The sequence below is a fragment of the Pyxidicoccus trucidator genome (genome assembly GCF_010894435.1).
Taxonomy (GTDB): domain Bacteria; phylum Myxococcota; class Myxococcia; order Myxococcales; family Myxococcaceae; genus Myxococcus; species Myxococcus trucidator.
On record NZ_JAAIXZ010000001.1, the window covers coordinates 1,056,601 to 1,077,136 of the forward strand.

The 20,536-nt window shown below is 71.1% G+C and carries 14 protein-coding genes; 4 read left to right on the forward strand and 10 right to left on the reverse strand.

The genetic code is table 11. The features are described from left to right. The first annotated feature begins 101 nt into the window (after nucleotides 1-101). A complete protein-coding gene (locus G4D85_RS04450) occupies nucleotides 102-1,481 on the forward strand; it encodes a hypothetical protein (protein ID WP_240359063.1) in 1,380 nt (459 codons plus the stop codon). Between the two features lie 53 nt (nucleotides 1,482-1,534). Here the strand turns inward: G4D85_RS04450 and argE are convergent, their stop codons facing one another. The 6 genes from argE to G4D85_RS04480 all read right to left on the reverse strand — a co-directional run bounded on the left by argE (nucleotide 1,535) and on the right by G4D85_RS04480 (nucleotide 9,421). Beyond that, entirely contained in the window at nucleotides 1,535-2,671 is a 1,137-nt protein-coding gene (gene argE, locus G4D85_RS04455; protein ID WP_164008171.1) for an acetylornithine deacetylase, read from the reverse strand. An 81-nt stretch (nucleotides 2,672-2,752) separates the two neighbouring features. Beyond that, complete coding sequence (gene hutF / locus G4D85_RS04460) at nucleotides 2,753-4,141, reverse strand: formimidoylglutamate deiminase (protein ID WP_164008173.1); 1,389 nt, start codon at nucleotides 4,139-4,141, stop codon at nucleotides 2,753-2,755. 66 nt (nucleotides 4,142-4,207) lie between these two features. After that, nucleotides 4,208-5,668 (reverse strand): TraB/GumN family protein, encoded by a 1,461-nt coding sequence (locus G4D85_RS04465; RefSeq protein WP_164008175.1) that lies wholly within the window; start codon nucleotides 5,666-5,668, stop codon nucleotides 4,208-4,210. 99 nt (nucleotides 5,669-5,767) lie between these two features. Continuing rightward, on the reverse strand, nucleotides 5,768-7,243 hold the full coding sequence (locus tag G4D85_RS04470; RefSeq protein ID WP_164008177.1) for a ChaN family lipoprotein: 1,476 nt from the start codon (nucleotides 7,241-7,243) through the stop codon (nucleotides 5,768-5,770). Between the two features lie 98 nt (nucleotides 7,244-7,341). After that, complete coding sequence (locus G4D85_RS04475) at nucleotides 7,342-8,850, reverse strand: TraB/GumN family protein (RefSeq protein WP_164008179.1); 1,509 nt, start codon at nucleotides 8,848-8,850, stop codon at nucleotides 7,342-7,344. 85 nt (nucleotides 8,851-8,935) lie between these two features. Further along, nucleotides 8,936-9,421 carry a demethoxyubiquinone hydroxylase family protein gene (locus G4D85_RS04480; protein WP_164008181.1) on the reverse strand — a complete coding sequence of 162 codons (486 nt, stop codon included), beginning with the start codon at nucleotides 9,419-9,421 and terminating at the stop codon, nucleotides 8,936-8,938. Nucleotides 9,422-9,593: 172 nt separating this feature from the next. Between G4D85_RS04480 and G4D85_RS04485 the strand changes: the two genes are divergently transcribed. After that, entirely contained in the window at nucleotides 9,594-9,908 is a 315-nt protein-coding gene (locus tag G4D85_RS04485; RefSeq protein WP_164008182.1) for a hypothetical protein, read from the forward strand. Between the two features lie 78 nt (nucleotides 9,909-9,986). Here G4D85_RS04485 and G4D85_RS04490 read toward each other — a convergent pair whose 3' ends face one another. Continuing rightward, nucleotides 9,987-10,316 carry a PQ-loop repeat-containing protein gene (locus G4D85_RS04490; RefSeq protein WP_164008184.1) on the reverse strand — a complete coding sequence of 110 codons (330 nt, stop codon included), beginning with the start codon at nucleotides 10,314-10,316 and terminating at the stop codon, nucleotides 9,987-9,989. A 292-nt stretch (nucleotides 10,317-10,608) separates the two neighbouring features. Between G4D85_RS04490 and ligD the strand changes: the two genes are divergently transcribed. Together ligD and G4D85_RS04505 are read left to right on the forward strand one after the other, a co-directional pair. Next, a complete protein-coding gene (gene ligD, locus G4D85_RS49165; RefSeq protein ID WP_240359122.1) occupies nucleotides 10,609-13,542 on the forward strand; it encodes a non-homologous end-joining DNA ligase in 2,934 nt (977 codons plus the stop codon). A 224-nt stretch (nucleotides 13,543-13,766) separates the two neighbouring features. After that, nucleotides 13,767-14,729: a DMT family transporter gene (locus tag G4D85_RS04505; protein WP_164008186.1), complete on the forward strand. Its 963-nt coding sequence runs from the start codon at nucleotides 13,767-13,769 to the stop codon at nucleotides 14,727-14,729. Nucleotides 14,730-14,739: 10 nt separating this feature from the next. On the opposite strand, the gene G4D85_RS04510 is transcribed toward G4D85_RS04505, so the two are convergent. The 3 genes from G4D85_RS04510 to G4D85_RS04520 all read right to left on the reverse strand — a co-directional run bounded on the left by G4D85_RS04510 (nucleotide 14,740) and on the right by G4D85_RS04520 (nucleotide 20,524). Further along, on the reverse strand, nucleotides 14,740-15,150 hold the full coding sequence (locus tag G4D85_RS04510) for a hypothetical protein (RefSeq protein ID WP_164008188.1): 411 nt from the start codon (nucleotides 15,148-15,150) through the stop codon (nucleotides 14,740-14,742). Between the two features lie 75 nt (nucleotides 15,151-15,225). Beyond that, on the reverse strand, nucleotides 15,226-18,957 hold the full coding sequence (locus G4D85_RS04515; RefSeq protein WP_164008190.1) for an FG-GAP-like repeat-containing protein: 3,732 nt from the start codon (nucleotides 18,955-18,957) through the stop codon (nucleotides 15,226-15,228). 34 nt (nucleotides 18,958-18,991) lie between these two features. Next, nucleotides 18,992-20,524: a hypothetical protein gene (locus G4D85_RS04520; RefSeq protein WP_164008192.1), complete on the reverse strand. Its 1,533-nt coding sequence runs from the start codon at nucleotides 20,522-20,524 to the stop codon at nucleotides 18,992-18,994. Nucleotides 20,525-20,536 lie beyond the last annotated feature (12 nt).

A 20,536-nucleotide genomic window follows, 5' to 3' on the forward strand; every position in this document is an offset into this window, starting at 1 on the left:
CTCCATCGTCTACCCGGGCCATGACCCTTAATACCCGACAGACCAGAACACCAAGAAGGCTCGGACTCCCTGCCCTGCTCGCCGTCACCCTCGCGTGCCTGGTGGTTTCCGCGTCCCCGGCCCAGGCGCAGGCGTGGACGCTGAGCAAGGCGCAGCGGCAGGAGTTCCTCCACTACTACGCCCCCGTCGTCTTCAAGCGCGCCAACGGCAACGACAGCCGGCATGGCTACGACTGGATTACCAACTTCGACTTCGACCAGGACGGGAACTTCTCCAACAACAAGCTGAACTGGAAGGACATCGAGCGGTACGTCGATGCGGCGCGCGCCGGGACGGGCGCGTACAGCCACTGGCGCATCCGCCCCACCCTCTACACGTACCTCGTCGAGTACATGGACGGAGGGAAGAACCTCGTCCTCACGTACCACATCTACCACGCGCTCGATAAGAACGCGGCCGGCGACTACCAGCTCCACGACTGGGAGCGGGTGGAGCTGCACGTGAGAGGCGTCGTCGGCTCGCCGGGCAATGGCGAGTCCGTCGCGTTCGCCGTCGTCACCCAGCACAAGCGCAACGTCGTGCGGGCCCAGGGCAGCACCGAGCTCAACTTCATGCAGACGGCCACGGGCAAGCACCTGCTCATCTGGCAGGCCGAGTGGTCCGACAAGCTGCTGGCCCCCCACGGGCAGGAGCTGCGCTTCGTCGGCGACTCGTACGCGTGGATTGCCACGCAGCTGGCGACGCCCACCGCGAAGGCGGAGGTCGACGTGAACAACGACGACGGCCGGAAGAAGGTGCACTACGCCTTCGTGCCGCAGGGCTCGCCCGCGGCGGTCTCCACGCTGGGCGCGCGGGCCATCACCTACGCGACGGCGGACTCGCTCGCGAGCCGCTCCGACAATGGCAGCTCCGTCACGTGGCCTGGCGTCAAGCGCGTCACCTACGAGCTGCAGGACATCGCGGACATCCTCCCGACGCACTGGCAGCACGGCGGCTACGCGACGCACTGGCTGGGCACCAACCCGCTCGACTTCTGGATGGAGAGTGGCCTCACCAACGAGGCCGGCGCGGCTGAGGTCACCCCCGGCATGAACCGCTTCTTCCCGCAGACGCGCGACATCGAGAACGAGGACGAGCGCGAGGGCTACATCGCGAAGAAGTGGTTCCTCGGCACCTATGAGCTCAATGCCAGCGCCTCGGACACGGGCGGCGGCGGCTCGGGCGCCTTCCACGACAACGCGTGGGCCAGCACGATGCCGGACTCGCGCGGACAGACGCGCGCGAGCGCGAGCGGCTACACCAGCTCGCCCAACTCCTTCTGGTGGCAGCACGACTACTTCGTCCACACCGGCACCGTCGACTCGACGGACGGCGTGGAGGCCGGCTTCTGGCTGCCCGGGCCTTGGTACCTGCCGGCCCAGGGCGGCTTCGACGGGCGCTGGGTGCAGCTCTTCGACGACCGACCCGGCCAGGAGCCGTGAGTCCGTGGTCAGGGGCGTCCATGCGCCGCCCCTGACTCCGGCGACTCGGCGACTCAGCGCGCGCCGCAGAAGTGGGCCACGGCACGCGACAGCGCGGCCTCGCAGCGCACCAGGTCTTCCACCGGGACGTACTCCCCCGTCTGGTGCGCGACGCGGATGTCGCCGGGGCCGAACACCACCGCCTCCGCGCCCAGCTCCGTCATCTGCGGCGCCTCCGTGCCGAAGGACACCGTGGTGGACGCGTTGCCGCTGACCTGTTCCAGGAAGCGCACCACCTCCGCGTCCGCCCGCGTATTCACTCCCCGGTCCGTGCGCCCCACGCGGATGTGGGCCTCGAAGGCCGGCTCGTCGCGGACCAGTTCCTGGCGGATGGTCTCCAGCAGCTGGGGCACCCGCTCCGGCGACTGGCCGGGAATGGGACGCCACTCCACGAGGAAGCGGCACGCGCCGGGGATGATGTTCTTCGCCTTGCCGCCCTGGATGACGCCCACATTCACGGTGGTGAAGGGCGGCTGGAAGCCCTCGTCACGCTCGTCGCGCAGCACGGTGTTGGCCAGGAGCTCCAGCCGCTGGAGGAAGCGCCCCGCGCGGAAGATGGCCGACGCGCCCGAGTCCGGGTACGCGCTGTGGCCCTCCTTCCCCAGCACCTCCACCTCCGCCAGGCAGTAGCCCTTGTTCGCGCGCACCGGGGTGAGCCGCGTGGGCTCGCCGACAATCGCGTGCCGCGCGCGGCCCAGGCCCGCCTCCACCAGCTTCTTCGCGCCCACCAGCCCCACCTCCTCGTCGGCGGTGAGCACCACCATCAGCGGGGCCCGCACGCGCTCCGCCTTGAGGGCCGCGTGCAGCGCGCAGGCGATGAAGCCCTTGGTGTCGCACGCGCCGCGCCCGTAGAGCCTCCCCTCCTTCTCCGTCAGCCGCAGCGCGTCCGTCCACGCCGCGTCGAAGGGCACGCAGTCGGTGTGTCCCACCAGCGCCAGCTCGGCGCGGCCGGAGCCGCCCTTCACCGCGACGAGGTTCACCTTCTCCACGCCCGCGTCGTCGAGGTAGTGCTGGCGCTCGGCCGTGAAGCCCGCGGCCTCCAGCTTCGCCTGCGCGTAGTCCACCAGCGGGTGGTTGGGACGGGCGGACGTGGTGTCCATGGCCACCAACTCCGTCAGGGTGGCTCGCAGCGCGGGCAGCGTGTCGCTCATGGGTACGACCTCCAGGAGCCGCGTCATGCCACCGCCACGCGCGGCGCGCCAGCCCCTGGAGGCGCTCCCGTGGACCACCGTTCAGGGGTACAGCGTGCGGGACAGGGCCTGGAAGCTCCGCCCGCTCTCCTCCGCCAGCGGGTGGCGGCCGTCACGCACCACCACGCGTCCGGCCACCGCCACCTCGCGCACGGCGGCCTTGTCCGCGCCGAAGACAATCGCGGCCAGCAGCGACTCCGGGCTCGCGCCGGTGAGCGACGGGTGGTGCAGGTCCACCGTGAAGAAGTCCGCGGGAGCCCCCGCCTCCAGGGCTCCAGAGGACAGGCCCAGGCTGCGCGCCCCCTCCACCGTGGCCATCCCCAGCAGCCGCGCCGCCAGGCCGTCCATGGCGCCACGCCCCGGGTCCAGCACAGCGCGCCGCAGCCGCGCCAGCCGCAGGTGGCCTTCCAATTGGCGTGCCTCGTCCAGCAGGTCCACCGTGGCCTGGCTGTCCGAGCCCAGGCTGATGCGCGCCCCCGCGCGGACCAGCGCGTCCGCCGGGACGATGCCGTCGCCCAGGTTGCGCTCCGTGGAGGGACACGCGCACACCGTCGCCTCGGCCCGGCCCAGCAGCGCCACCTCCTCGTCCGTCAGGTGGACGCCGTGCACCACGGTGAAGCCCGGGCCGAGCAACCCCAGGTCCGAGAGCAGCTCCACCGGCCGCCGGCCATGCTCGGCGAGACAGGCCTCGATTTCCTTCGGCTGCTCCGCCACGTGCATGTGCACGGGCAGGCGCTTCGCCGCGGAGCTGGAGAGCGCGGCCAGCCACTCCCGGGGCACCGCGCGCACGCTGTGCGGCGCGAGGCCCACGCTGACCGCCGCGTCGTCCCGCGTCTCTCGCACGAGCGACTCCGCCGAGCCGAGGAAGGCGTCCACGTCCCCGTCGATGAAGCGCCGCTGGCGCGGGTTCTCCGGCACCTTGAAGCCGGCGCGCGCATAGCCCACGCGCAGCAGACAGATGCGCAGGCCCACGTCCCGCGCGGCGCGGATGACGGCGTGCGCCAGCGTGTTGCGGTCCGCGTACGGCGTGCCGTCCGCCTGGTGGTGGAGGTAGTGGAACTCGCCCACGGTGGTGATGCCGGCCAGGGCCATCTCCACGAAGGCCTGCCGCGAGGCGACGTACACGTCGTCCGGCCCCAGCGACTCGGCGGCGCGGTACATGGCCTCGCGCCAGCTCCAGAAGTCGTCAGCCTCGCGGCCGGAGGCGACGTACTCGGTGCGCCCGCGGATGAGGCGCTGGAAGGCGTGCGAGTGGCCGTTGACGAGCCCCGGCAGCAGCGCGCGCCCCGGCAGCCGGACGGTGTTCGCTCCGGCGGGCACGGGGCCTTCAGCAACGACGAGCCCTTCCGCGCTCACGCACAGGGCCCTTCCTTCGTGGAACCGGCCTCCGGTGTAGAGGAGGTCCGGCTGGTAGACGGTGAGGTCGGTCACCCCGGCAGCGTACGTCAGCCGACCGGGGGCCGCAGCAGCGACGGAGCGGACCGCCGCACGCCACCGTCAGCGGGTGGACGCGTACGAGGAGCCCTCGTCCTTCAGCGGGTGGCCCGAGTGGTCATCCTCGCCCGGCCGGCCCATTCCCTTGTGCACCGCCGGTGCGGACGCATTCACCGGGCCCACGTAGAAGACGCCGTGGTAGCCCGCGTCGTTCCTCCCATCCCAGCGGTGGACGAAGAAGCGGTCGCCGTTGTCATTCCCCTTCGCATTGCGAATGCCGCAGTCCAGCTTGTCCTTCGCGCCCTTGGTGTCCACGGCGCAAATCCAGGCCGAGCCGCTGTCGTACGCCATGTCCAGCGCCACCACGTCGTCGAGCTTCTCCTCCAGCAGCAGGCCCATGGGACGGTAGGTCTTGTCCCACGGCAGGCCCGACTTCGTGCGCGCGTGGATGTTGCCGGACAGCACCACGTAGAAGCGCTCCGACGCCGACTCGACCTGGTGCTTCACCGTGGCCGCCATGGCGCTCTCACGCTGCTGCCCCTGGGCCTTGGGGTGGTCGAAGACGAAGGCCTCCAGGTCCAGGCCGCGCGAGCGGAGCTGGCGCAATTGCTCCAGCATGTTGGCCACCGCCTCGCTGCTGCGGCCATCCGGGTACGGGCTGCGCCAGAAGGGCGCCTCCATCAGCTTGAGCCAGTCCTCCTCGGTGCCAGCGCTCTCCAGGAAAGCGTCCACGCGCGTCTGGTTCTCCAGCGGCAGTTCCAGGCCCACCGTCACCGGCATGCCCGCCACCATGGCCTGACACGCCGCCTGGGCCACGAAGCGCGGCACCTCCTGCGTGCCGTGCATCTCGCCCAGCAGCAGCACGGCGCCCTTCTTCGCATGCTTGCCCAGGCCGATGATGGGCAGGCCGCACTCAATCGCCATTGCGTTGGGCGCTTCCTTCGCCTCGGGCGCCTTGGCCACCTGCACCGGCCTGGGCGCGTTCTCCTCCTTCGCGAGCTTCGGCGCCACGGAGTTGAACACCCTCCACTCCATCACCAGGTCCCGCGAGCCCTGGCCGGACTCCGCGAAGAAGGAGTTCTCTCCCTGCGGCGCGTCGAAGTAGGCCTCCAGGTCCTCGACGCTGAGCTCCTCGCCGCCGCCAAGGGCGCGGCTGACGCCCCAGGACAGCTGACCGCCCGTCGGGGAGAGCGTCTTGTTGGCGCTCTTGGTGATGCGGATGATCCACAGCTTGCTCTGCGTCGGCGACTCGCGCTTGCCCAGCACCATGTAGCGGTGCCAGTAGCCGGAGATCTTCGAGCCGCCGAACTCCTGGCGCCAATCCGTCTGGAGCACCATGCTGCCCTTGTCCTCGCGGTAGGGCAGCTTGTTCTCCGTGAAGAACTCGCGGACCTGGGGCCACATCTCCTCCAGGGGCCGTTCGTAGATGGCCTCCCGGTCCGGGATGTCCAGGTCACCCATGCGGGCCGCACAGCCCGACAGGCCCCAGACCAGCATCACCACCGCGTAGAACACCGAGCGCATTCACGTTCCCCTCGATTGAGCTTCGAGCAGGGAAACGGATGCGCTCGGACGGTATATCGACCGCCCGAGCACATGCCCGCGGGTGCTGGGGAGTCTCCGTCAGTGAACGGAGGCGACCGACGAGCCCTCGTCCTTCAGCGGATGAGCCGAGTTGTCATTCTCGCCCGGCCGGCCCAGCCCCTTGTGCACCGCGGGCGCCGACGCGTTCACCGGGCCCACGTAGAAGACGCCGTGGTAGCCCGAGTCGTTCGCTCCATCCCAGCGGTGGACGAAGAAGCGGTCGCCGTTGTCCTTGCCCTTCGCATTGCGGATGCCGCAGTCCAGCCGGTCCTTCACGCCCTTGCTGTCCACGGCGCAAATCCAGGCCGAGCCGCTGTCGTACGCCATGTCCAGCGCCACCACGTCGTCGAGCGTCTCTTCCAGCAGCAGCCCCATGGGACGGTACTTCTTGTCCCAGGGCAGGCCCGACTTCGTGCGCGCGTGGATGTTGCCCGAGAGCACCACGTAGAAGCGCTCCGGCGCCGAGTCCACCTGGTGCTTCACCGTGGCGGCCATGGCGCTCTCACGCTGCTGCCCCTGGTCCTTCGGGTGGTCGAAGACGAAGGCCTCCACGTCCAGACCGCGCGAGCGGAGCTGGCGCAGTTGCTCCAGCATGTTGGCCACCGCCTCGCTGCTGCGGCCGTCCGGATAGGGGCTGCGCCAGAAGGGAGCATCCATCAGCTTCAGCCAGTCCTCCTCGGTGCCGGCGCTTTCCAGGAAGGCGTCCACGCGCGTCTGGCTCTCCAGCGGCAGCTCCAGCCCCACCGTCACCGGCGTGCCCGCCACCGTCACCTGACACACCGTCTGCGCCAGGAAGCGCGGCACTTCCTGCGTGCCGTGCATCTCTCCCAGCAGCAGCACGGCGCCCTTCTTCACCTGCTTGCCCAGCCCGATGATGGGCAGGCCGCACTCAATGGCCATCGCGTTGGGCGCTTCCTTCGCCTCGGGCGCCTTGGCCACCTGCACCGGCTTGGGCACGTTCTCTTCCTTCGCCAGCTTCGGCGCGACGGAGCGGAACACCTTCCACTCCATCACCAGGTCTCGCGAGCCCTGGCCGGACTCCGCGTAGAAGGAGTTCTCCCCGCGCGGCGCATCGAAGCGGTCCTCGAAGTCCTCGACGGAGACGCCCCCCACCGAGTCGTCATTGCCGTCGTTCAGGTTCCGGTTCACGCCCCAGTCCAGCTCCTTGCCGGCAATGGAGAGCGTCTTGTTGGCGCTCTTGGTGACGCGGATGATCCACAGCTTGCTCTGGGTGGGGGACTCACGCTTGCCCAGCACCATGTAGCGGTGCCAGTAGCCGGCGATCCTCGAGCCGCCGAACTCCTCGCGCCACTCCGTCTGGAGCACCATGCTGCCCTTGTCCTCGCGGTAGGGCAGGTTGTTCTCCGTGAAGAAGGTGCGCACCTCTGGCCACATCTCCTCCAGGGGCCTGTCGTAGATGGCCTCCCGGTCCGGGATGTCCAGGTCACCCATGCGGGCCGCGCAGCCCGTCACAATCAAAGCCAGTACCGCCACCACATATGCCGAGAGGCGCATCGTCAACTCCCTCCAATCCAGACCCAGGAGGTAACGGAAGCCTACACGCGACATATCGGCCACGCGAGCCCCCGCCCGCGTGGCCGTGGGTGCCACCGTCAGCGGACGGAGGCGAACGAGGAGCCCTCGTCCTTCAGCGGGTGGACCGAGTTGTCGTTCTCACCCGGTCGACCCAGCCCCTTATGCACTGCCGGTGCGGACGCGTTCACCGGGCCCACGTAGAAGACGCCGTGGTAGCCCGCATCGTTCCTCCCATCCCAGCGGTGGACGAAGAAGCGGTCGCCGTTGTCCCTGCCCTTCGCATCGCGGATGCCGCAGTCGAGCTTGTCCTTCACGCCCTTGCTGTCCACCGCGCAAATCCAGGCCGAGCCGCTGTCGTAGGCCATGTCCAGCGCCACCACGTCGTCGAGCTCCTCCTCCAACAGCAGGCCCATGGGACGGTACTTCTTGTCCCAGGGCAGGCCCGACTTCGTGCGCGCGTGGATGTTGCCCGAGAGCACCACGTAGAAGCGGTCCGGCGCCGACTCCACCTGATGCTTCACCGTGGCGGCCATGGCGCTCTCGCGCTGCTGCCCCTGGGCCTTGGGGTGGTCGAAGACGAAGGCCTCCACGTCCAGGCCGCGCGAGCGGAGCTGGCGCAGTTGCTCCAGCATGTTGGCCACCGCCTCACTGCCTCGGCCGTCCGGATAGGGGCTGCGCCAGAAGGGAGAATCCATCAGCTTCAGCCAGTCCTCCTCGGTGCCGGCGCTCTCCAGGAACGCGTCCACGCGCGTCTGGCTCTCCAGGGGCAGTTCCAGGCCCACCGTCACCGGCGTGCCCGCCACCATGGACTGACACACCGTCTGGGCCACGAAGCGCGGCACCTCCTGCGTGCCGTGCATCTCGCCCAGCAGCAGCACGGCGCCCTTCTTCACCTGCTTGCCAAGGCCGATGATGGGCAGGCCGCACTCAATCGCCATCGCATTGGGGGCCTCCTTCGCCGTGGGCGCCTTTGCGACGCGGATCGGCTGCGGCGCGTTCTCCTCCTTCGCCAGCTTCGGCGCGACGGAGCGGAACACCTTCCACTCCATCAGCAGGTCTCGCGACCCCTGGCCGGACTCCGCGAAGTAGGAGTTGTCCCCGCGCGGCGCGTCCATCATCTCCTCCCAGTCCTCGGGGCTCGTGGTCGGCGGGACGAACTCGCCCCCGGTCGGGGTGCCTCCGTTCTCGCTGCCACCGCCGCCGCGTCCAGCCCGGCTGACGCCCCAGTCCAGCTCCTTGCCCGCCACCGACAGGGCACTGTTGGCACTCTTGGTGATGCGGATGATCCACAGCTTGCTCTGGGTGGGGGACTCACGCTTGCCCAGCACCAGGTAGCGGTGCCAGAAGCCCGCCACCTTCGAGCCGCCGAACTCCTGGCGCCACTCGGTCTGGAGCACCATGCTGCCCTTGTCCTCGCGGAAGGGCAGCTCGTTCTGCGTGAAGAAGGTGCGCACCTCCGGCCACATCTCATCCAGGGGCCTGTCGTAGATGGCCTCCCGGTCCGGGATGTCCAGGTCACCCATGCGGGCCGCGCAGCCCGTCATCACCAAAGCCAGTGCTACCGCCGCGTAGGCCACCAAGCGCATGTGTTACCCCTCCTCAAGAGCAAACCTCGAGAGGGGAACGAGGGCGCGTCCGGGGCATATCGGACACGCACGGACACGGGCGACCTCAGGCCTGGGCCTCGGAGCCTCCGTGGATGACGGCGCGCTCCCGCTCCCATGGGCGGCTGCGGACGGCCTCGCGAATCCAGATGACGTGGCGACGCTCGTCCTCGCGGTGCTTCTCGATGAGGGCGCGGACGTCCGGGGTCCACTCGAACCGCAGGGCCAGCTCGTAGACGCGGTTGGTGTACTCCTCGTTGCCCATCATCGCGACCAGCGCGGCCTCGGTGCCCATCATGCTCGTCATGGCCGTCAGCCCCTTCATCGCCGCGCCCTTGAGGTCCGGGCGCAGCTCCACGGGCTCGCCTCCGAGCTGGTGGATGAGGGTGTTGAGGTCCTGGACATGCCGCATGTGGTCGATGCGGTAGTCGTTGAGCCGCTCACGTACCAGGGGCTCCGGGATGCGACAGAGCGCGGCGTCGTACGCCCCCACCGCATCCGCGTCGAGCTGGGCCAGGCTGCGAAGCTTCGCGACTGCGGAATTCTCGGCCATGTCGACCTCCTGGAAGCGGACCCTGGCCAATGTGAGATGGCTCTTCCCGCAGGCCAACCTGTCCCCGGGAAGTACCCCTGGCCCGGTCCGAGAGCAGGCGGGCAGGCATGCGAGGGAGCCGGGCCCCGGCATGCGCACTTTTGACCCGCAACCCTTCCGCTGGAGGAACCCCATGAAGAACGAGGACCTCGCCACCACCCGCGTCGAGGAAGCGACCAAGCGAATCCCCTCTATTGGCCTGCTGGGCGTCGCCGTGGGCTCCGTGGTGGCCAGCGCGACGCTGATGGCGCTGGGCCGCAAGCAGGCGGCGCTCTTCGTGGGTCAGTGGGCGCCGACCATCATCGCGTTCGCCATCTACAACAAAATCGTGAAGACCTTCTCCGCTCCCTACGACGAGGACCAGCGCCTGAAGCACGGCGACAACGCGTCCCTCATCAAGTCGCCGGAGGAGCGGCGCCGGCAGGAGTCGCTCCGGCCACTGAGCTGAGGCGTCCTCCCCTGCCCTCTCGCCCCAGGGGCGGGGGTCGGGCCCAGCGGAGTGCGGCCCCCCGAGACGGCCTCGGGCTCAGGCGTGGAGGGGGCGGGCGGGCTCACGGCCTTCGCGATTGGCGCTCGCGGCCAGCACTCCACGCCTCCGCTCCGCGCGGCGGTGCTTGAAGACGATGACCACGCCAATCACGGCGCTCAGCAACAGCAGGGCATTGGTCACCACGAAGACCCAGTTGCCCACCAGCAGGCTGTAGATGGTGAAGCCCGTGGAGGCTGTTATCTGCCCCACGAAGAGCCAGTTGGACACGCCCTCGCTGGAGCCGGACTTCCACTGCTTGTGGACCTGCTTGCCGATGGTCAGCACCAGGATGAGCGAGCTGAACCAGCCGATGGCTTCGGACCCCATGGACCCTCCGGGCACTGAGGATGCGCACGTGCTCACGGGAGGACATCCGGCGGTGCCCGCCTCCTCTTCGGCCATGCGCCGGAGCGCGGCATGCAACGCGCACGGGAGCCCCTACCCTGAGAACTGGGGGGTGTGCAGTACGCACAGACACGCGTCCCGAGCCCGGTCTCAGCGGGGCCCGGTTGGCTGGCGGCTTTCCGGACGATGGGTGGGGGCCCGGGGCGCGTGACTCCCAACTTCTCAGCGCTTCGCGTGATTTGCCGCTGGCCCGCTGGATGCCAAAGGTTTGAGCGTGAACCGCCCCAACGCACGCCTTCAGACCTACCGAAGCAAGCGCGACTTCCGTCTCACGCCCGAGCCTGCTCCCGAGGCCGCCGCCCGTGCACGCAAGGACGGCGCCCCCATCTTCGTGGTGCACAAGCACGATGCCACGCGGCTGCACTACGACCTGCGGCTCGAAATCAGCGGAGTGCTGGCGAGCTGGGCGCTGCCCAGGGGTCCCAGCTACGACCCGGGCGAGAAACGGCTCGCGGTGGAGACCGAGGACCATCCACTGTCCTACGCCGGCTTCGAGGGCCACATCCCGAATGACGCGTATGGCGGCGGGGACTCGCTGCTGTGGGACCGCGGCACCTTCGACACCGTGCCTCCAGGGCAGGCCGAGGTGCAGCGCGAGAAGGGCCGCCTGCTGGTGGAGCTCCAGGGCGAGAAGCTGAAGGGACGCTGGCACCTCATCCGCACCCACCTGCGCGGCAGCGGGAAGAAGACGCAGTGGCTGTGCTTCAAGGCGAAGGACGAGACGGCGGCCCCGGACTACGACGTCACCGAGGCGCGCCCGGAGTCGGTGAAGAGCGGCCAGGTGAAGACTCGGGGCCCGGTGAAGCGCGGCGCGAGGAAGCGCGCTCCGGAGCCCGCGGAAGAGGCGCCCACCGGACGCACGAAGCACGTGGCGAAGGGACGCAAGCTGGCGGCGCCCCGCACTCCGGAGGCGCTGCTGGAGCGCGTCTGGCCGCCCATGCTGGCGCGGCTGTCCGTGCCGGAAGAGGCCGGCGACGCCACGCACGTGTACGAGGTGAAGTACGACGGCTTCCGCGCGGTGGCGGCGCTCCGGAGCGGGAAGCTGACCTTCCAGAGCCGGCGGGGCAATGACCTGTCCGCCCGCTTCCCGGCGCTGGCGGAGGCACTGCGCGGCCTGGACGTGCACGACGTGGTGCTGGACGGTGAAATCGTGGCGCTGGACCCGAAGGGACGCTCGCGCTTCCAGTTGCTGCAGAACCAGGCCGGCGTGGAGCAGCGCTACGTCCTCTTCGACGTGCTGTGGCTGGATGGCGAGGACCTGCGCCAGCTGCCGCTGGAGGAGCGGCGCGCACGGCTGGAGAAGCTGCTGAAGGGCGTGAAGCTGCCACTCCAGGTGTCTGAGCGGGTGGAGCTGCCATTGGGGCGCGCGCTGGCCACGGCACAGCGGCGCGGATGGGAGGGGCTCATCGCGAAGCGGAAGGGCTCGCCGTACGTGGGCACCCGCTCGGCTGACTGGCTGAAGCTGAAGGTGCTGGCGGGCCAGGAGGTGGTCATCCTCGGCTACCTCCCCATCCAGAACGAGCGGGCGAAGACGGAGCTTGGCGCGCTGCTGGTGGGCGTCCACGACGAGGGCGGCTTCCGCGACATCGGCAAGGTGGGGACGGGCTTCAGCTCGAAGGACCGGAGCGCGCTGCGGCAGCTGCTCGACAAGGACCGTGTGAGCAAGCCGATGGCGATGGACGCTGAGCCTCGCAAGGGCGCGGTGTGGGTCCGGCCGAGGCACGTGGCGCAGGTCCAGTTCACCGAGTGGACCGAGGACGGACGGCTTCGCCACCCCGTGTACCAGGGACTGCGCACGGACAAGCGGCCGGTGGAGGTGGTGCGCGAGCAGCCCGCCCCCGTGGCCCGACAGGCGCGGAAGCGTGAGGACGAAGCGAAGGCCCTGCCGGACGCGGCGCGCCGCGATGTACGGCCGGTGCGGGAAGGGACGACGGGTGGGCAGATGCGGAGCACATCCAAGACGAAGCGCGCGGCGGGGCGAGATGGCTCGAGCCCCCAACGCACACCGAAGCGCGCGGCAACAAATACCCGGCACACACCGAAGCGTGCGGCCACGAGCCCCCGGCTCGCGGTGGAGCGGGACACCCCGGGCTCGCAGCGCACACCGAAGGACTCGGGCCCCCGTACCCGGCTCGCGGCGGTGCGCGACACCCCGGGTTCCCAGCGCACGCCGAAGCGCGCTACCGCGGACACTCGACGCGCACCGGCGCGGGCTGCCACGGGCACCCGACGCGCACCGGCGGCGCTGGCGGCGCGCACGGCGGCTGTGCGCGGAAAGAACGTAGAGGCCGAGACGGGCGAGGGTCGCGCGAAGCTGACGCACGGTGACCGCGTGCTGTTCCCGGACAGCGGACTGACCAAGGCGGACGTCTTCGCGTACTACCGCGAGGTGGCACCGCTGATGGTGCCCGTGCTGGCCGACCGCCCCATCTCCGTCCAGCAATGGCCGGCCGGCATCAAGGCGCCGGGCTTCTTCCGCCACGAGCTGTCCGGCATCCCCGACTGGGTGCCCACGCTGAGCGTGCGTCACGAAGAGAAGACTCTGCGCCACGTCAACGTGAAGGACGAGGAGCCACTGCTGTGGCTGGCCAACCAGTCCGCGCTGACGCTGCACATGTGGCTCAGCCGCGCGCCCCGGCTGGCGCAGCCGGACATGCTGGTGCTGGACCTGGACCCGGGCAAGGGCGGCTGGGCCGACGTGGTGACGGTGGCGATGGCACTGCGCGAGAAGCTGGAGGCACACGGCCTGCGGGGCTACCCGAAGACATCCGGCAAGCGCGGCCTGCATGTGGTGGTCCCGCTGGCGCCGGGACACACGTACGCGCGGACCCAGGCCTTCGCGAACCGGCTCGTCTCGGAGCTGGAGGTAGACCTGGGCGACATCTCCACCACTCAGCGCTCCATCGACAAGCGCGGCGGGCGGCTCTACCTCGACGCGGGGCAGAACGCGCGCGGCAAGACGGTGGTGGCGCCCTACTCGCTCCGCGCGAAGGACGGCGCGCCCTTCTCCGCACCCGTGAAGTGGAGCGAGGTGACGAAGCAGCTGGACCCGGCTCGCTTCAACCTCAAGACGTTCCGCAAGCGGCTGGATTCAGTGGGCGACCTCTTCGCCGAGGCCATGAAGGACCGGCAGACGCTGCCGGAGTGAACCGGATTCTCGTGCCGGTGGCCCCGTCCCCGGACGACTGGCATGCGGAATGACGGTTCCTTCCGCCTCCCTTCGCGCCACGGAGCCCCGCTCCCTGGTGGCGGCCATGCGGAATGACGGTTCCTTCCGCCTCCTCTCGCACGGGGGTCTCCGCCCCGCCGCACACGCCAGGTGCCGCATCCGGCCGTGCATGCGCGAGCGCCCGGTGTTAGTCCGGCGCGGCCATGTCCTCCGCCCCCGTCCCGGGCCCCGTGAAGCCCGGGGGCCCGCTGAAGGTCGCCCTCGCCTACTGCACCTGCTTCCTGCTGTGGGGCTCCACGTGGTCCGTGGTGAAGGTCGGCCTGGAAGACCTGCCACCTCTACGCTTCGTGGGCATCCGCATGCTGGTGGCGGGGCTGGCGCTGCTGCCCTTCGCCCGCTCGCACGGAACTTCGCTCGGGCCAGGGATGGGGCGGCGCATCGCCGGGCTCGGTCTGCTGCAGATCGCCATCCCCTTCGGCCTGCTCTTCGTCGGGCAACAGTGGATTCCGTCCAGCTGGGCGGCGCTGCTGTTCTCCACCTTCCCCATGTGGCTGCTGCTGGTGGGCCGGGTCATGCTGCCCGACCAGCGCCTCACCGCCCCCAAGCTGCTGGCCGCGGGGCTGGGCGTCGCGGGCGTGGTGATGCTCCAGCACTCCGGACTGGGCTCGCTGAAGGTGTCGGGACACATGCTGCTCGGGGGCCTGCTGTGTCTGACCTCGGTGGCGGTCATCGCCGTGGCCAACGTGCTGGCCAAGAAGCACATGGGCCACGTGCCCGCGCACGTGCTGGTCTTCGGTCAGACGTTCAGCAGCGCGCTCCCGCTGCTCGTGCTGTCCTTCCTGTTCGAAGCGGGCCAGCCGATGAACTGGAGCACGCGCTCGGTGCTGGCCGTGCTGTACCTCGCGCTGTGCGGCACCGTGCTCACCTACCAGTGTCTCTACTGGCTGCTGCCGCGCATCTCCCTCGCCGCGCTGGGGGCCATGGCGTTGCTGGACACGCTGGTGGCGGTGGTGGTCGGAGTGGTGTTCCTCGACGAGCCCCTCACCCTGTCACTGCTGCTGGGCGGCGTGCTCATCCTCGGCGGTGCCGCGCTCGCCAACCTCATCCCCGCCAACGAGCCCTCCCGGCGGGACGCGCCACCCGCCGGAGCGCCTCACTCGCGCTGAAGCGCCACCGTCAGCGCTTCGCCTTCGCCGCGCGGTGATGCTCAATCCAGGCGCGGGCCTGCTCCGGCGTGTCCGCGTAGTTCACGTCCACCGGCTCGCCGTTCAGCATGACGCCCACCATGAGGCTCTTCGTGGTGGCCTTCTGGTCCAGCCCCGCGCCGATGTAGACGATGCCCTGGAACCAGTCCGCCTTCGCGTGGTCCACGAGGTAGCGGCGCGACTCCGCGCTCAGGTGCGAGCTGGCGATGTCCGCCGCCAGGTAGAAGCGCCCGCCCTCCGCCATCTCCTTGTAGACGTTGCAGGACCACTGCGACGACTCCACGCTGACGGGGCCCCGGAACCGCGCCCAGAGGACGTTCGGCTCCGGTGGCTCCACCCACGCCCGCTGCCCCTCGAACTGCCACTCCCGTTGCCGTGACATGAAACTCCTACAAGGAAAACGGAACCAGCATAGGCCCGTTCCCTCGCGGAGACCAACCGTGTCGCGGCCGACTCCTCAGAAGGTGAGCGGCAGGGCGAAGGCCGTGCCGTTCTGGGTGCCGGTGCGGAAGCTGCGAGGCGCGCCGATGAGCAGCAGGGGCGGCGTCCCGGTGGCGCCGGGTATCACCGCCACGTCCTGTCCGAGAGCACTGCGCTCCGCGCCATCTCCCACCACCATGAGGAATGGGGAAAGCGCGCCCACCTGACCCGCGCCGCCCGCGTAGAGGAACACGGCGCCGCCGCCATCCGAGGCATCCGAGGCGCCCGGCGCGCCCACCAGCAGGTCCGGCACGCCGTCGCCCGTCAAGTCACGGCCGCCCGCCAGCGAGGCACCGAAGCTGACCGCGCGGGTGCGGTGCACCAGCGTCACCGGCTCCAGCCCGTCGCCCAGCGCGCCAATCACCAGCGGCTGGCCCGCGGTCTGCCGCTTGCTCATCTCCGACAGCAACTCCGCCTTGTCGAAGAGGAGCACCACCGGCTGCGTCACGCCTTCGAAGGGAAGGCTGGAGGCGCTCACCGCCACGAAGTCGCGCGCATCGCCGAGGAACCGTCCCGCGCGGGCGATGCCCACGCCCAGGCCCAGGTTGTTGAGGTTCAGCTCGCTGTCTCCGGCCACCCGCAGCACGGTGCCGGTGGTGCGGGCGCCACAGCGCGTCCCGCCCGTGTCGAAGCCGAAGAGGATGGCCACGCCGGAGCGGGTGCCCTCCGCGTAGCGCCAGGCCAGCTCGTCACAGCCGTCGCCGTTCAGGTCTTCCAGCGTCGCCGGCACGGACGTCTGGAGGCTCAGCGAGGGCCACGAGTAGACGGGGTCGCAGGCCATGGTCAGCTTCGTCAGCGACGCGTCCTCCGGCGCGCGGCCCAGGAACACCTCCATGCCCCTGTCGCGCAGGACGCCGAGGTCCTCCCTGCCGTCGCCGTTGAAGTCGAAGCCGCCCACCAGCCCGCGGCCGATGGCGCTGCGCCTGCACCGTGCGTCCGTCTCCGGTGTGCAGCCCGGAAGCTGGGTGGGCGCCCACAGCCGGTAGGCCGGCTTGAAGGTGCCGTCCTCCTGCCCCAACGAGACGAGCACGCCGCCCACGGACAGCGTGCCGCTGGTGACGCACGCGGCGTTGACGCTGGCGTAGGTGTTGGTGAGCTCGGTGTTGGAAGCCGGGGTGCCGGTGCCCGGGACGAAGAAGCTCGTCGCCCCCACCACCAGGTCCGGCCGCCCGTCGCCGTTGAAGTCGGTGAAGGCCACGTCCGCGCCCACGCTCCGCCCCGCGCGGCTGGGCGAGGGCGCGCCCTCCTCCGCCACGCGCGCCGTGGCCGGCAGGGCCGCGTCGTGCACGTAGGCCCGGCCGATGGACAGCGCGTCGCCGTCCGCGTTGGAGCCCGCGCCGGACCAGCCCGGCGCGCCCACCAGTGTCAGGGCGCGGTTCTGCGGACCGCGCGCCACCGCCACCGTCTCACCGAAGCGCTCCACGCTGGGCTTCGTCGGCACCATGATGCCCGTGCGCGGCCACTCGGCCAGCGACGCGCCCGCGCGCTGGTACAGCTCCACGCGGCCGGTGAAGGCGCCCTGGTCCGACGAGGCGCGGCCCGAGAAGGCCACCAGCACCGCGCCGCCCGGCAGCGTCCACGACGCCAGGCCCGCGCCCAGCGTGTCCGACTTCGCCGTCCCATTGAGCGAGGCCAGCGGCTTGTTGATGACGCTGCCCCTGGCGAGCGTCGCCAGCGGGTACACCAGCACCTTGCCAATCCAGCGCTGCGCGTTGTTGGCCGCCGTCCCGGACGCCCGGGGCGCGCCCAGCAACAGCTCCGGCCCCGCCTCGCCGTCCACGTCCAGCACCGCCCAGCTCCGGCCCGCGAGGATGCCGCCCGCGTCACCGTAGATGCGGGCGAAGGCCTCCTCGAGCGTCACCTGGGGGGGCGTGGCCGGCGGCTCGCCCGTGGGCCGGCGCTCACTCAAGTCGAACAGGAGCGCGCCACCCGAGTCGCCGCCGGACTGGACTCCGCCGCTGGAGCGCAGGTCCGGCGAGTTGAGCTGGTCCGCCACCGCCACCAGCAGCGGAGGCCGCGAGCCCTCACCGGGGACGGAGCCCAGCCGCCACGTGCCCTCGGCGGTGTCCGCGGTGTTGGCGGGCAGCACATACACGTCCGGCGACGGACGGAAGCGCGAGCCGTCCGGCCGCGCGAAGAAGACGGAGATGGCCACCTGCGAGCCCGACACGGCGCCCTCGGCGTTGTAGCGCGACACGCGGCCGAGCGCCGCGAGGTCCGTGCGGCCGTCCCCATTGAGGTCCGCCGCCACCACCGCGCGCCCCAGGTCCGAGTTGCTGCGCGACACCAGCGCGCCCTCGCGCGTCAGGTCCGCGCCGCCCAGCCGCATCGTGGGCAGGTCCGGCACCGGGCTGTCGGCCTCGGAGAAATAGAGGTCCACCGTGCCGCGCCGGTTGATGGCGCTGGTGGGGGCCAGGTCTCCCAGCGGCGCACCCGCCACCAGGTCCATGTCCCCGTCCCCGTCCATGTCCGCCAGCGCCATGCCCGCGCCGAACGCGGCGTCCCGCAGCAGGCCGGTGAGCTGGTTGCGCAGCGGGGCCGGCGCGCCGCCCTTGAAGGTGTAGAGGTACACCGCGCCCGCGTTGCTGATGGCCAGGTCCGCGCCCGGCGACGACACCACCAGCTCCGCGCGCGAGTCCCCATCCAGGTCGCCCGCGGCCAGCGCGTCACCGAACGCCGCGGTGTCCGTGGTGCCGGTGAGCACCCAGGTGGGCGCCGACGGCAGGCCCCCGGCGCCGCCCTTGAAGATGAAGACGGCGCCGCCCGCGGGCCGGCCCAAATCGCTCTCGCGCTGGCCCACCGCGAGGTCTTGAATCCCGTCACCGTCGAAGTCCGCCGTCACCATGCTGGCCACGTCCGTGAGGCGGCCATGCGCCTGCCCCGGGCGGGTCAGCTCGTCCAGCACCCGCACCTTCACCTGCGCCGTCTGCTTCGTGAAGGGGTCCGTCGCCGTCAGCGCCACCTCGCCGGTGGCGCCCGCCTCCAGCGACAGCCGCCCGCCCGCGAGCGCGCCGGGGCCGGACACCTTCGTCCAGTTCACCCTGTCACTGCCGCCGCGCGTGGCCAGCGGCACCGAGGCGCCGGAGGGCACTGCGAGGAAGGCCGGGTCTCCGGTCAGCTTCGCGCCCGTGCGAATCTGGTACTGGAGCAGCGCCTCGTCGCCCGTGGACGCGTCGCGCACGGTGAGCAGGTCCAGCCCCTCGCGCGTGCCGGCCGTGTAGACGCCCTCCGCCGTGAGCGTGGCGCCCGAGTCGCTCTTCGTCAGGGTGTACGTGGCCGAGCCCAGGAGCCCTTCCACCGCAATCTGGAACGAGGTCCCCGGCGGCAGCTCCGCGCGCGCGGGCGCGACGTCGAAGGCGGCCAGCACCGACACGGTGGCGCGGGCGTCTCCGGGGCACTTCGCGTCCTCCACCACCAGCGTGTCGCTGGCCGGGGTGCGGCCGGCGACGAAGCGGTTGCCGATGAGCTCGCCGGACGAGCCGCCCGGCTCCAGCAGGAAGCGGTAGTGGCCGCTGCCTCCAGTGGCCGCGAGCGACACCGGGCCGGAGACGCGCACGCGCGCGGGCTCGGCGGTGAGCGCCAGCGGTGGCAGGCCCGTGCACAGGTCCACCGTGGGCGGCAGCGGCACCACGCGCGCGGGGTCCAGGTCGTCCGAGCAGGCGGCGGCGAGGAGCGCGAGGAGGGGGGCCGCGCGGGTCAGTCGAATCATGTCAGGTGCCTCGAGGGGGTGCGGCGGCTTCGCTTCAGGGCTTCGCGCCGGACGCGGCCCAGCGCTGAATCAAGGTGATGAGCTGCGGGTCCAGCGGTCCGTCCGCGGGCATGCGCTTCTCCCGCACCGCGGCGGTGATGCTGGTGGCGTTCGCCTTCCACAGCTCGTAGGTGTTCAGCGGACGGCCCGGGCTGGTGGTGTGGCACTTCGCGCAGCGCGACTTGTGGATGGGCTGGATGTCCGCCGCCCAGCCCACCGCCGCCGTGGAGAGCGGCTGGTACTCGAAGGGCACGGAGCGCTTCGCCTCGGTGCCGTCCGCGAAGCGCGCCACCACGTCCAGCGCCTGACGGCCGGCCTCCAGGCCCGCGAAGGAGTAGGGCTTGAGCGTGCCGTCCGCCTCCGCGCCGCCCAGGCTGTACTCGGGGCCCGTGGCGGGCACCTCCACGCCGCCCAACTGGAAGACGACCTGCGCGGGCTGCGTGCCCGGGGGCACCACCGCGCGCACCACCAGCCCGTCCTCCACCACCTGCATGCCCTGGTGCAGCCCCGACACGCGCGGCACCGGCGCGCGGCTGATGGCCACCGCCTGGCCGCCGAGCTGCACCCACGCACAGCCGCTCTCGTCCGCGGCGAGGAAGCGGAACTCGCTCATGTCCAAATCCGAGGCCACGCCCCACGTGCCCGCGTCCGCGTCGTACAGCAGCAGCGCGTCGCTCGACTTCACCCAGAGGAAGCGGCCCGCCGCGAGCAACTGCGCCGGCCGCTCGCCCAGGTCCACCCGGCGCCAGCCGTCGCGCGTGCGGCGCAGCAGGCCCTGGTTGGTGAGCGCCCACAGCTCGCCGGCGTTGCCCACCGCCGGGCCCAGGCCCGCCAGCGACTCCACGGCTTCGCCCTCTTCCAGCGGCGCGCTCGCCTCGCGCACCTGGTAGGTGGTGACCCCGGTGGCCACCGCCACGCTCAGCTTCCCGTCACGCAGGAACCAGACGCCCGGGGAGCCATCCGCGGCCGGCGCCGCCGCCATGGAGGTGATTCCCGTGAGAGCGCCGCCGTCCACCTTCAGCGCGGACAGCGTGCCCTCCTGCAGCCGGTACAGGCCGCTGGCATGCGCCAGCCACACCGCGCCGTCCGCCGACTGCGCGGTGGCGATGACGCCGGCCCCCAGCGCGTCGCGCCACGGCGGGGCGATGAGCCAGCCGGACTCCGCCAGGAAGAGGCCGTTCTGCGCCTCCACCAGCGCGCTGTGCGGCCCCAGGCGGAAGACGGCGCTCACGGTGCCGGAGTCCACCGTGTTGCCCGGGTGGGGCTCCAGCGCGCCGCGCGAGCCGTCCAGCCGCAGCCGGACGAGCCCACCCGAGGCGCTGGCGAAGACGCCGCCTCCGGACTGGTCCGCGAAGCCCGACGCGGACGCCAGCTCCACCTTCGCCGGAACCTCGGCCGGGCGGAACGGCGTGGGCCTCGGCCGTTCCGGCCCGAAGTAGCCCTCGCCGCACGCAGCGGACAGCACGGCGGCGAAGACCAGGAACGACAGGGAGACGACGGAGGAGGACGTCCTCGGATGGGTGCTCATGAAGGTCGACGG

Bases quoted from the DNA above. Each gene is read 5' to 3' on its own strand.
- argE (WP_164008171.1), bottom strand. From the start codon at position 2,671: ATGAGCGACACGCTGCCCGCGCTGCGAGCCACCCTGACGGAGTTGGTG.
- G4D85_RS04465 (WP_164008175.1), bottom strand. From the start codon at position 5,668: ATGCGCTCGGTGTTCTACGCGGTGGTGATGCTGGTCTGGGGCCTGTCG.
- G4D85_RS04470 (WP_164008177.1), bottom strand. From the start codon at position 7,243: ATGCGCCTCTCGGCATATGTGGTGGCGGTACTGGCTTTGATTGTGACG.
- G4D85_RS04475 (WP_164008179.1), bottom strand. From the start codon at position 8,850: ATGCGCTTGGTGGCCTACGCGGCGGTAGCACTGGCTTTGGTGATGACG.
- G4D85_RS04480 (WP_164008181.1), bottom strand. From the start codon at position 9,421: ATGGCCGAGAATTCCGCAGTCGCGAAGCTTCGCAGCCTGGCCCAGCTC.
- G4D85_RS04485 (WP_164008182.1), top strand. From the start codon at position 9,594: ATGAAGAACGAGGACCTCGCCACCACCCGCGTCGAGGAAGCGACCAAG.
- G4D85_RS04490 (WP_164008184.1), bottom strand. From the start codon at position 10,316: ATGGGGTCCGAAGCCATCGGCTGGTTCAGCTCGCTCATCCTGGTGCTG.
- G4D85_RS04505 (WP_164008186.1), top strand. From the start codon at position 13,767: ATGTCCTCCGCCCCCGTCCCGGGCCCCGTGAAGCCCGGGGGCCCGCTG.
- G4D85_RS04510 (WP_164008188.1), bottom strand. From the start codon at position 15,150: ATGTCACGGCAACGGGAGTGGCAGTTCGAGGGGCAGCGGGCGTGGGTG.
- G4D85_RS04515 (WP_164008190.1), bottom strand. From the start codon at position 18,957: ATGATTCGACTGACCCGCGCGGCCCCCCTCCTCGCGCTCCTCGCCGCC.
- G4D85_RS04520 (WP_164008192.1), bottom strand. From the start codon at position 20,524: ATGAGCACCCATCCGAGGACGTCCTCCTCCGTCGTCTCCCTGTCGTTC.